Below are 13,476 nucleotides of genomic sequence, written 5' to 3'. Positions count from 1 at the left end.
AATTATACTTCTTTGGAATTAATCTTAGTCTCCTCTTCCGGCTGACCGAATCTTACTTTCATCCCCGGTGTCAGTTTATGGAAACCTTCTACTACTACCAATTCACCCGCTGCAAGTCCTCTTTCTACTACTACCTTATTTCCAACTTCAGGACCAAGCTCAATAAAACGTTTCTCTACCGTATTATCTTTACGTACTGTATAAATGTACGCTCCCCCTTTTTCAATCGTTATAGCTTTCATCGGGACCACAATTGCATCTTCGCGCACATCCAGTAGAAGTTTCACTTTAGTAAACTGTCCCGGTAATAAAACCTGTTTAGGATTAGGCATTTCAGCACGTACAGAAAAAGTACCCGTCTGAGGATCTACCTGCGGTTCTGCAAAGTCTACATATCCTTTATGCGGATATACTGTATTGTCAGCCAAAGTAATAGTAATATTCGGTTGCCAGGAACGAGTTGAATCTTTCTGTCCAAAGTTTATATTACGTTCCTTACTTTTCAGATAGTCGAGAGCTGTCATACTAAAGTCTACCAATACCGTGTCACTCTTGACAATGGTAGCAAGTAAAGATTTACCTCCGGGGCCGACCAATGTTCCAAGATCCACATTTCTTTCACTGATATGACCTGATAAGGGTGAACGGACAACGGTATATCCTAATTCAAGTTCAGCCTGTGCCAAATCAGCCTCGCTCATCGCTACTGTTGCCACAGCACTTTCATAAGCAGCTTCAGCATTGTCTAAGTCTAGCTGACTGGCCGCATTCTGTTCAACCAATGGACGAATACGTTTTAAATCACGTTCCGCTTTCAATGCCTGCGCCTCGTCCTTCTTCAACTGGGCTCTGGCTTTATCGGCTTTTGCACGATACTGATCCTGATTAATGACGAACAATACTTGATTTTTATTTATATAAGTACCTTCTGCAAAAAGCATATTTTCCAGATAACCTTCCACACGGGCACGTACTTCTACAAATTGCTGGGCACGAATACGTCCTACATACTCCCCAAATATTTCTACATCATCTTTTATTGCCGGTTCCAATATTACTGTCGGAATCTCCGGCTCTGCCTTCTGGGGGCGGGTTAGTATCCAATAAGTTGCCAACACACAAACCATACAAATAATAGCAGCAATGGTTCTCGTTCTTCTCAGTTTCAACTCTCCTTTCGAAAAAAATAATCTCATATCGGATCAATTATTTAATTTAACTTATGCTTGTCTACGCTGTATTCGGCAAATGGTGTTCCATTTTTAGAAGAAATAAATTATTCACTAATAATCAGAAAGTTATAAAAAGAGAGCCTTCATATAAAAGTGTGGAATTAACTTGAAAATGTAGAATTAATCTACAATAACGACTTTTGGAACATTTTTTCTCATTTACATTTCAACAACTAAACAAATTATCTCCTACATTTGTATTGTATACGATGGTCGTTAATTTCAAACCGTATTATAATGAAAAAGCAACTATTTTCTATATTGGTTTTATTATTCGGTTTATTAATTCCTTTTTCTGTTCACGCTCAGCAACAACGTAAAAAGGTAGGTGTGGTGCTAAGTGGTGGTGGTGCTAAGGGAGTAGCTCATATTAAAGCACTCAAAGTCATTGAAGAGGCAGGAATTCCTATCGACTATATAGTTGGAACCAGTATGGGTTCTATAGTAGGCGGACTTTATGCAATCGGTTATACTCCGGAACAGTTAGACAGTATGGTACGAAAACAAGACTGGACATTTCTTTTAAGTGACCGTATCAAGCGCAGTTCCATGTCACTTACAGATCGCGAACGTTCTGAAAAATATATTGTCTCTATCCCATTTACAAAGAATCCAAAAGAAATTGCCGGTGGTTTTATAAAAGGACAAAACCTTGCCAATTTATTCTCCGACCTGACTTTGGGTTATCATGATTCCATCAATTTCAATAAATTGCCCATTCCCTTTGCTTGTGTATCGGCAGACGTTGTCAATGGAGACCAGGTAGTGTTCCGTGAGGGTGTACTTTCAACTGCTATGCGTGCAAGTATGGCTATTCCCGGTGTATTTACTCCGGTACGAATGGATAGTATGGTACTTGTAGATGGTGGAATCGTCAATAACTATCCGGCAGATGTTGCAAAAGCCATGGGTGCGGACATTATTATCGGAGTGGATGTGCAAAACGCTCTGAAAGGTGCAGATAAGCTCAATAGTGCCCCGGATATTCTGGGACAAATTGTAGATCTTACCTGCCAAACCAATCACGAAAAGAACGTAGACCTGACAGATACCTATATCCGTGTGAATGTAGACGGATATTCTTCAGCCAGTTTTACACCGGCAGCTATTGACTCACTGATGCAACGTGGAGAAGAAGCGACGCGGGCACAATGGGATTCTCTAATTGCTTTGAAAAAGAAGATCGGGATTCCAGATGACTATATTCCCGAGCAACACGGTCCCTACTCTTCTCTGTCTAATTCCCGTACAATTTACGTAACGAAGATATCTTTTCCCGGTATAGAAGAGAAGGATAGAAAATGGTTGATGAAAAAATGTAATTTAAAAGAAAACAGTAATATCACCACCCAACAAATAGAACAAGCTTTATTTCAATTACGTGGCAGTCAATCCTATTCCAGTGCCAGCTACAAACTGACTCATACTTCCGAAGGATATCACCTGACTTTCATGCTTGAAGAAAAATATGAGAAGAGAATCAATCTTGGTATCCGTTTCGATTCGGAAGAGATCGCCTCTCTGTTAGTCAATGGTACTGCGGATCTTAAAACTCATATTCCTTCCCGAGTCTCTCTTACCGGACGATTGGGTAAGCGGTATGCAGCCCGGATCGATTATACGCTTGAACCGATGAAACAACGAAATTTCAATTTTTCATATATGTTTCAGTATAATGATATCAACATATATGATGAAGGCAACCGAGCCTACAACTTGACTTACAAATACCATCTGGCAGAATTTGGTTTTTCAGACGTATGGTATAAGAATTTCCGCTTTGGCCTCGGATTCCGCTTCGAATATTATAAATACAAAGATTTTCTATTTAAAAAGCCCGAGTTGGCTGATTTGGATATTGAATCTGAACATTTCCTAAGCTACTTTGCTCAGGTACATTATAATACATATGATAAAGGATATTTCTCTTCTAAAGGAAGTGATTTCAGTGCCTCCTACTCACTCTATACAGATAATATGGCACAGTATAATGAACATGCACCATTCTCTGCATTAAAAGGCTCTTGGGCTAGTATCATTCCTGTTACCCGTCGTTTTTCTGTCATACCTTCTATCTACGGACGCATACTTATAGGCAGAGATTTTCCTTATCCGATACAAAACGCAATAGGTGGTGAAGTGTATGGCCTGTATATTCCTCAACAACTACCTTTTGCCGGAATTACAAATATGGAGTTAATGGATAACTCTATCATGATTGCTTCAATAAAGCTTCGCCAACGGATGGGAAGTATCCACTATCTCAGCCTGACAGGTAATTATGGATTGACAGAAAGCAATTTCTTCGAAATCTTGAGAGGTAAACAACTGTATGGAATTAGTGTGGGCTATGGTATGGATAGCATCTTCGGTCCCTTGGAAATCACATTTGGATATTCCAATCAGACTGATAAGGGGAGCTGTTATGTTAATCTAGGATATTATTTTTAACTCTAGCAACGGAAGTTAGCTGTACAAAAAACTTGATTGCATATTTTTTAGACGAGTATGACGTGGATCTTTTTTTCTTAAATCCACATCATCCCCGTTATCCGCATCCGCGTCTAAGAATATCTTTATATTACACAAATTTTTCCCTTTTCTGTAAATTCAGTAATCCAATCATCGCCCAGATTAAACTAGCAGACAAAAGAAATATACGATTTTTGATGAGGACACTTTCCCATATCATTGGATGAAAACCCTCGGGCATACTGAAAGGATTCAATATGATATTCCAGAAAGAACGATCCATACCATTCATTTTACCGACAAATATCAGTGCAATACCAATTATAATCATTAGTACGGCTGTTCCGTTTCCACTTCGTGTAATAGTAGAAAGCATAAAAGCCATATTACCTAAGAAAAGCACCGGAAACATCAACTGCAAAGACATTTCAAGGGGATTGACCGGATACAATAGAATGATAGCTACATATGAAAAGGCTATTAGAATGACAAAAATAGCTACGTATATCATGAGCAACCGTACTCCCCAGACTTTATACTTATAATCCGGAATACCAAAAAGAATTTCCAGTATCCGGCTATCTTCGTCATTTTGAATGCCGAACACAGCCGGGTAGAAAATAAGCAATATACATGGAAATAAAAGGATACTATAGATAAGTCCTTCATTAATCTCCTCCTGTTTCCATGCATTCTGGAACATAAAAAAGGCAAAAAAGCAAAATGCCGCCAAAAGAAACCAGACAAATTTTCCGGCAAATATAATTTTCAGGTTATATTTCACTACTTTGGGCAACAACTGTATGATTTGATTCAATGTCATATCCTTCTTTTCTTTTAATTCATATTCTTCAACAGACAAAGATAAGCATCTTCCAAATTAGCTTCTACTTCTACAGCTCCTTCATAGGGTTGATCAATAGAAAGATAACGTACAAGAATAGAGTCATCTTGTTGAATATGATGTATTACCAATGATTTATCCAACACTTTTTCAAACTCTGCCTTATCAATATTAAACTGCCATACTTTGCCATTAGCCATTTCTACCATGTCCAAAGGATTACCAAAGTACTTCAATTCACCTTTATTGATCACCACTACCTGATTACAGGAACTGGATATATCTTCGATAATATGAGTAGAGAAAATGACAACACGGTCTTTACTCAATTCCACCAATAGATTACGAAAACGTATACGCTCACGTGGATCAAGTCCTGCCGTAGGCTCATCTACAACCAAAATGCGTGGTAAATGGAGCAAGATAAGTGCAATACCGATACGTTGCTTCATACCACCCGAGAATGAACCTATCTTCTCATCTTTCCGTTCATACATATGTACTGCTTTCAGAACATAATCCAAACGTTCATTACGTAATTTGCCATCGACTATACCTTTCAATATAGCCTGATAATCAAGAAACTCCCACGATGTCATATTTTCGTAAGTACCAAATTCCTGTGGCAGAAATCCTATCAAACTTTGCAATTCTTCCCTGTAGACACGAGTATCCAGACCGTTGATCCAAATACTTCCATAGCTCTGTTCGAATATTCCACAGATCACACGCATCAAAGTTGATTTCCCAGCTCCATTAGGTCCCAATAATCCGAACATACCTGTTTGAATCTCAAATGATACACCACGTAATGCCTTGAAAGGTTTATGTCGTTTTCCAATTAATGGAATACTTTTTACCATACGGAAATAAGAACGGCGAAGTCCTGCAAAACGTCCGGATACACGCTCTATGTTTATATTATGATCATATAAATACTGAGAAGTAACGTAAATAGCAATACCTGCAAACCATAGCAGTCCGATCATAATCACCAGACCGTTATTATCCATCTTTCTAAATAATTCAAACAAGATTATAGGAGGAAGACACCAGAATATCACACGATTGATCATCTTCACCCATTTACTTTCCTCGTAACGATAATATAAATAAGAACGTACTTTTCTCCACAGATACAGAACAGATGCATAAATTACAAATGAGAACAAGAATATCCAGAGCCTGTTCTGAATAAAGAAATAAGTGAAATAAATGCCGAATACTAAAATTCCCAATTGCCATAATACATTCACAAAGTCTTTCAGTGAGTGATATTCATTACTCAATCCCAAATGTTTACGTATTTGCAATCCACTGTTCCATTGACGACTGATACGTCCCGGCCAATCATATATCTTAACCAGATTCCGGACAGAGATATGTATCTCCTCATTCGGATCTATAACCTTCGATTTTGCTCGTCGGAGACTGGTCTGTGCAAAGTAGGTCATACCCGGTATACCTGCAATTAATGCAACCAGATAGATTGATTGCCAAAGCATTCCATCGGCATAAAACCAAATACTGATTACACCGACTACAAAAAGAATCAAATGGGTAATCCATATTTTACGAGATAACGAACGATACCACTGAAGTACATTTTCCAATCCCATACAGACCGTAGGGATTAAAATCAACGTCAATAAAGCAGAGAAAAGAAGTCCGCCGATTACTGTAATTGCAAATGGCGCACCGATAGCTCCTGCATATTCCGTATCTCCCATTGCCAACGGAAGCATCGCAGCAATCGTTGTGATAGAAGTAATCAAAATCGGACGAATACGGGACATACCGGCAGTCATCAACGCTCTGTTACGACGATACCCCCTTGAACGCAATATGTTGGCGTAGTCTATCAGTATGATTCCGTTATTGACGACCACTCCCAGCAATATCAAGAATCCGGTTAATGTATTCGCATTCATCAAGCTATTACCTGTAAGGAGCAGTGCCAGCAAAGAACCGATAGCAGCCAACGGGATTGTAAAAAGCAAAACGAACGGCGTTACAATAGATTCAAAAACAGAAGCAAGTATCATAAAGATCAGAATAAAAGCTGCCAAAATCAGAAATTTGAAATCTCCAAACTCATCCTCTTCATGAAATACTTGCACAGCTACTCCGGCGGGAAGATTATAGTTGGCAATTAACTGATCGATATCAGAACGATATCCTTGCAGCAAATCTTTTGAGGACTGAACATCTCTCGGGAAATTATAGTATACCTCAATCTGTTTATCCTGATTGACACGTATAATCCGAGAGCGACCACGACCATAGTTAATAGTCGATATATCTTCCAGATTATGCATACCACCATTGGCATTCTCTATCTGAACCGCACGTAAATCATCTACTGTTTTTTCTTTTTGAGCCTTTTCTTTTGCTTCTTCTTCTGTTTCTTCTTCCGGTATTTCGTCACGGATGATAATATCATAGGTGTCATCTCCTACTTTAAAAGTAGCTTCGGAAGAAAATTCACGATTGAGCGACATTAATCCTGAAGTAATATTGTTGCGGTTAATATCATAAGTGGTCAGCAAAATCGGATCAAAGTTCAGATTTATCTCTGCCTGTCGGGGAGTAAACGACACATGAGTACCTTTTACAAAATCTTGTCCATCCAATAAGTAACGCACTTCTTCGGCTACCATTTGCATCATCTCAAAATCAGATCCTCGTACAACTACTCGCTCACGATTGTTGCCTATCCCCAATAAACGCATAAAACCACCAAGACTACTCATTGCTGAATTCTCTTCACCTCCTCCCATCGGGTCAGAAACATAAATTTCAGCTCCATTCATATTGGAAACTTTATTCTGCACATCCGATTTAATATCGGCTATTTTTCGTTTGGCTATCTTCTGATAATCTTTTTGCAAAACCAGTGTAAGAGTTGCTTCCTTCTCTCGAACACGACATATCAAATCTTTCTTTTCGGGCACATCAGCCAAACGTTCTTCCAATACTCTTACCAATTTATCCGTATTTTCAAGCGTACTTCCGTTATGCATCATCACACTAATGTCGAACCGATCAGATTCTACTTCTTTCATCTGTTGCACATTCAATGTCAATGACAATATGAGAGTTGCAAAAAGTACTATCACAGCTCCAAATATGGTGACTCCCGGATTGCGCATACAGGTCTTTAATAAAACCAAATAAATCTGCATCGGGCGTTGAACAATCGATACTTTCTCGTAAATAATACTATTCCCGTTCTTCTTTTTCAAGATCAGATAAGTAACCATCGGAATAAAAAGTAAAGCTACAAACAAAGAGATAGTCAAAGTAGAGATTATAGATACTCCGATATGGTGACCAATTAGCTTAATCAAGAAATTATCAGAAAAAACAAAGGGTAAGAATACAGTAATTGTGGTCAGTGTAGCTGCTACAATAGAACGCCACACCTCTTTAGTTCCCTGTGTAACCGAACGTTCAGGGGTACACCCACTCCCTGATAAACGATAAATATTTTCGAGCACCACAACGCTATTATCCAACAACATCCCAATAGCCAAAGCCATTCCTACTAATGTAAGGCTATTGATTGTGATGCCGGAAGCATAAAAGAAGTTGAAAGCTGTATAAACAGAAATCGGTATCGACAATGCAATAAAGAATACCAACCGCATATTTTTCAGAAAAAGCCAAAGGATAAATACAGCCAACAATCCACCCACTAACGCAAGATTAATGATTTGATTGATATTATTCTCCATAGTTTCAGCCTTATTCTCTTGCACTACTACTTCCAGATCAAACGGGATCAGCTTCTCATTCAGTTTATCCACCACCTCGGAAACACGATGTGAAAGTTCAATCAGGTTAGCTTGGGAATCATTAATCAAAGCAACTGAAACAGCTTCTTTCCCATTTACACGGCTATAAGTGGTTTCCTCTTTCAAATCAAAAAATACCGTCGCTACGTCTTTCAGCAAGATAGGTCCCGGAGCTACAACAATATTCTCCAAATCAGACACTTCCGTATACATAGCATTGACATGGACAAAATTCTTACTATCCGGTTCATTAGCAAAACCCACAAAAGTTTTTTCTTGTGTGTTCTGAGAAAGAAGACCGCTTATTTTGGATGGTGTGAGGTTCAGGGCTTTACATGTCTCCGGATTGAGACGTACCTCAATAGCCTTTTGTCGCCCTCCATATACATTTACAGAAGCTACTCCATCTACATTCTCCAGGTCGGCACGAATATGATCGTCCACTAAATTTCTAACACGATCGGTTCCTCCGGAACCGCGCACCTGAAGCACCATAAAGTTATTACTCATTTGAGCAATATCGACTTTCTGCACTTGTACAGTAAAACCGCTAGGAAAAGAAGCAGCTATTTCATTCACCTTTTCCTGCAGTTTTAGAGAGGTCATTTTAAAATTGATATTCTTTTTAAAATCAATTTGTATGCTGGATTGTCTCCTGTCAATTCTAGATTGCAGTTTGTCTACCCCACCTATTGCGCTGACTGCTCCTTCGAGTGGAATAACTACTTCCGACTCTACATAAGAAGGATCCATATCTTGCTGCGATGATACCTGGATAAACAATACCGGAAGTTCTGCATTGGGCAATAACTCTACCGGAAGCTGTTTATACGACACATAACCTAAAAGGCTAAGTGCAATAAACAACATACAAATCGTAATTCTCCTATTTAGTAAAAAGTTCATCTTCAGCTGTTTTTAGTTCGGTGATTTATACGCCTTTTGAGTTTCTCCAAGACATAATATACACAAGGGATAACCATCAAGCTCATCAAGGTGGAAGTAATCAAACCTCCAATCACAGCAATAGCCATCGGCGAACGCAAAGAAGCACCTTCACCAAAATCGAATGTCATGGGGAGCATCGCCAAAACTGTAGTCAGCGTAGTCATTATAATGGGACGAATACGTTGTTGTCCCGCTTCTACAATGGCATCCGTCAGTTCCATGCCTGCTTGGCTAAGCTGGTTGATACGGTCTACTAAAATAATAGAGTTATTGACAGCAATACCTCCCAACATCACAATACCGATAACTCCCATCATATTAATGGTAGTTCCTGTAATGAAGAAAAGTAAGATAGCACCTACCACAGCTAAAGGAATAGTCAGCAAAATAGTGAAAGGATGCAACAATGATTCGAACTGAGAAGCCATTACCATATAGACCAGTACAACAGAAAGTACCAGAGCAAACAATAAACTATTCATAGACTCTTGCCGCTTCTCTTCTTCTCCGGTTACTGTGATGTTATAATTTACCGGCAGATCAATTCCACTTACCTTTTGACGCACTTCTTCCGCTACCTTATCAAGTGATTTACCGGCTTCCATATTTGCCATTATTTTACCGACACGACTTTGGTTACGACGCAATATTTCTTTGGGAGCCTGGCTATGAGTAATTGTCGCAATTTCCTGCAATAAAAACTCCTGTGTACCACTCTTTATAACCAATGACCCAAGAGAGCTTAAAGGTATATTTGGAACTTTAATTACAATATCACGCATCTCACCACGATATTCCATTTTTCCAACCTCCTTACCGCTTAATTGCTGCTTTAGTTGTTCAATCACTGTAGCAACACTCAAATTGTTAATACCGGCAATGGTACGATTGATGGTAATCACAACTTCGGGAGCACCATCTTCTATTGAAGTACTTACATCGTATATTCCGTTTACTCCAAGCATCTGTTGTTTTACTTCCTCAGTAATTTGCGCTATTTCATCCAGTTCCTCGCCTTTGACTTCCACGACAATAGGAGCCCCTTCGCTACCCAATAAAGAATTCAAAGAATTCTCATCCTGCCGGATTGTTACTTCTAAGCCGTCAGGGTTCTTAGCTGACTCAACGAATTGAGCGATTACCTTTTCCGGTGGAAAAATACAATCCGGTGAAAGGATTACTTTCATCATCGCTGTATTCTCTCCCTCAAAAACAGCATTTTCTGAACCACTTCCTTCTCCGACATGACTATATACCGTACACAATGAATCACCTCCAACAATAGTGTATAGCAATTCTTCCAAATTGCCTACAGCAGCAGAAGTACGTTCCATTTGCGTACCTTCAGGCATTTTCACCACAACAGTAAAAGCCTTACTTTCAGCCCTTGGCATAAATTCGGTTCCAATAAACGGAGTCAGCAAACCTGTTACAACAAGTAGCATTACTGCCACACCAATCACCCACCAACGGTGACGGACCAATGTACGAAGCATTTTGCTATATCCCGTCATGCGGATTGACTTCACCTCTTCCATCTTCACCTTCTTACCGGAGAGTTGAATATACAGCATCGGAATCACTAAAATAGCCACAAATAAAGAAGACAGAAGTGAGAAAGTAACCGTCCAAGCTTGATCTTTAAATAATTCACCCGAAGCTCCGTGAAGATAAACAATCGGGAGAAATACGACTATAGTCGTCAAAGTAGAAGCTATTACTGCATTAGCAACCTCTGCGGTTCCTGTAATAGCAGCCTCCTTGATACTCAATCCTTTTTCCTGATTTCGGAAGATGCTTTCTATGACTACAATGGCATTATCCACCAACATACCTGCTCCAAGAGCCAGTCCTCCCAACGTCATGATATTCAGAGTAAGTCCATTGAAAAACATCAGATTGAAAGTGGCCACAATGGAGATCGGAATAGCAAGGCTGACAATCAGGGTCGTTCCTATTCGACGAAGAAATATAAATAATACAACAATAGCAAGAATTACACCTAATAAAGCACTGCTTTTTACTTCTCCAATCGCACTTTTTATAAACGTTCCCTGATTGGAGATTACTTGAAAATGATAACCAGGCAATGCATTCTCTATTACAGCTAATTTACGAGTCACTTCATCTACTACTTTCACTGTATTAAAACGCATCTCCTTATAAATAGACAAACCGATGCTACGCTGACCATTGATACGGACTATATTCTCCGGGCGAGCATTCATAAACTGAACAGTTGCTATTTCTTTCAAGAAGATAGGTGCTTTATTAGCATCAGCTGTTTCAGAAGAATTATTTCCTGATGTAGCTTGTTGCTGAACCGGTTTGTAGCCAACGATTAAATTCTCAAAATCAGCTTCCGTTGTAAACAGGCTCGAACTTTTCACCAAATATTGCAATCCAAGTTCGCTAACCTGTCCTCCGGATATACTTTGGTTATTCGCTTCGATACGAGAAGCAACATCTTCTATCTTTAGCTGAAATGCATTTAATTTATAAGGATCTGTTTGAATGGTCAGTGTACTCACCTCTTCTCCCGAAAGAGTTACTTCGGCAACACCTTCCAAACGAATCAATTCATTCCGGATATAACTTTCTGCGATTTTCCGCAACTCCGCCATATCTGTAATACTTTGATGAGACATACCTACCAGAACTACCGGTGATAGATTCGCGTCATGCTGGGTAATTTTCAATTCAGTGATATCCTTGTTCTGAGCAAATGGATTCATGGCTTTCTGCAAATCAAGAAAAGCCTCATCCATATCTTTAGTCCAAGTATACTCAACTGTGATTCGAGCTGTTCCGGCCTTGATTACGGAAGAAACCTGCGTAACATCGCTCTGCCGGATAGCCATCGATTCCATGTTTTTTACAAATTGTTTTTCGATTTCTTCCGGAGGACGTTCTCCAGCCTTTAGCTCGATAAACAAGCGGGGATTATTCAGATCGGGCAATAAGTCTACACTCAATTGATCGTATGATACTTTCCCCAGCAATAAGAGGGCAAATACAACCATACAAATCGTAACCGGATTGCCTACTGCAAATTTGATTATATTTTTCATACGTGATTCCTATTTTCGAAAGGTGTGTTTGTTCATCAGACCACTGATTTACTTTTGAATTTTCACTTTTGCGTCTTCTTTCAATGTTTCAAAACCTTTCACTACCAGATTATCGTTTACATTAAGACCGGATAAAATTTCAATGTTGTATTCATCCTCCAAACCGGTTTCCAGATTACGTATCTTAGCTGTATTCTTTTCAACTATATATACATATTTTCGGTGACGGTTAGACAGAATAACGTCTTTCGAAATAATAATAGAACTATCGGCTTTATCTACCACAATATCTGCTTTGGCAAACATACCCGGACGTAGTTTCAACTGATCATTATCAATCAGGATTTTTCCCTTAAAAGTACGTGTCTCTGTACTAATTGCCGGAGATAATTCACTAATTTTCCCTCTAAGTGTATCGCCAGGTATGGTGTAATGAGTGATATATACCGGCTGTAATTCTTTAATATAACGAATACTACTTTCCGGCAGATTGATGTCCATATACATTTTATCATAAGCCATCAAACTTACCATTGGTTTACCTTGTTCGACCTTACTATCGGATGTATAATGGGGTAGATCGACAATAACGCCATCAAACGGAGCTATTACTTTCATTTTTTCCAGATTGAGCTGAGCATTATCATAATCGTAGCGGGCGCTAGTTACCTTTACTTCTGAATTCCGCATTTCACCCACAGTTACCCCTCCTTTTTCATAAAGAGCTTTTTGCTTAGTCTGTTCTTGTTCGGCTATTTCAAGGCTTAACTCTTTAGCATCAATAGCAATTCCATTTTCATACTCTCTATCTTCCAGTTTAATAATGAGTTGTCCTTTCTTCACCCGGTCTCCCATTTTGAAAGGTTTTCCAGTTTTCGGATTGTTCTGAAGTTTATAACTCCCGCTCATTTCTGAATTCAGAGATAGCCCATAAGTAGGCTGTACTGTCCCTGTTGTATTTATTAATTTACTGATCGAACCTTTTTTAAGTTCGATCACAGATACTGGGGTAGCAATATCATTGGGTGCATTTTGTGGTCTTTCACCACAGCTAGTTAATGATATAGTTGCTAATAAAGTAGATGCAATTAAAATGTGATACTGTTTCATGG

At 39.0% G+C, this 13,476-nt stretch carries 6 protein-coding genes; 1 reads left to right on the top strand and 5 read right to left on the bottom strand.

What is annotated here, in order from left to right; genetic code table 11:
- Positions 1-2: 2 nt before the first annotated feature.
- The gene (locus PHO71_RS06650) at positions 3-1,196 is read right to left on the bottom strand and encodes an efflux RND transporter periplasmic adaptor subunit (protein WP_300200722.1); all 1,194 of its coding nucleotides are present in this window, start codon (positions 1,194-1,196) and stop codon (positions 3-5) included.
- A gap of 273 nt (positions 1,197-1,469) precedes the next feature.
- Here PHO71_RS06650 and PHO71_RS06645 point away from each other — a divergent pair, with 273 nt between their 5' ends.
- Complete coding sequence (locus PHO71_RS06645) at positions 1,470-3,683, top strand: patatin-like phospholipase family protein (RefSeq protein ID WP_300200720.1); 2,214 nt, start codon at positions 1,470-1,472, stop codon at positions 3,681-3,683.
- A 130-nt stretch (positions 3,684-3,813) separates the two neighbouring features.
- Here PHO71_RS06645 and PHO71_RS06640 read toward each other — a convergent pair whose 3' ends face one another.
- The 4 genes from PHO71_RS06640 to PHO71_RS06625 are packed head-to-tail and all read right to left on the bottom strand — an operon-like array spanning position 3,814 to position 13,474.
- Positions 3,814-4,527, bottom strand: a complete 714-nt coding sequence (locus PHO71_RS06640; protein WP_300200718.1) for a hypothetical protein — start codon at positions 4,525-4,527, stop codon at positions 3,814-3,816.
- Positions 4,528-4,541: 14 nt separating this feature from the next.
- The gene (locus PHO71_RS06635; protein ID WP_300200715.1) at positions 4,542-9,251 is read right to left on the bottom strand and encodes an efflux RND transporter permease subunit; all 4,710 of its coding nucleotides are present in this window, start codon (positions 9,249-9,251) and stop codon (positions 4,542-4,544) included.
- 2 nt (positions 9,252-9,253) lie between these two features.
- On the bottom strand, positions 9,254-12,364 hold the full coding sequence (locus PHO71_RS06630) for an efflux RND transporter permease subunit (RefSeq protein WP_300200712.1): 3,111 nt from the start codon (positions 12,362-12,364) through the stop codon (positions 9,254-9,256).
- A gap of 48 nt (positions 12,365-12,412) precedes the next feature.
- The gene (locus tag PHO71_RS06625) at positions 12,413-13,474 is read right to left on the bottom strand and encodes an efflux RND transporter periplasmic adaptor subunit (RefSeq protein ID WP_300200709.1); all 1,062 of its coding nucleotides are present in this window, start codon (positions 13,472-13,474) and stop codon (positions 12,413-12,415) included.
- Positions 13,475-13,476: the final 2 nt, after the last annotated feature.

It is taken from the genome of Bacteroides sp., from assembly GCF_028690125.1.
In the GTDB taxonomy this organism is placed as follows: domain Bacteria; phylum Bacteroidota; class Bacteroidia; order Bacteroidales; family Bacteroidaceae; genus Bacteroides.
The sequence above is the reverse complement of the archived record's forward strand: the minus strand, read 5'-3'. Positions and strand labels throughout refer to the sequence as shown.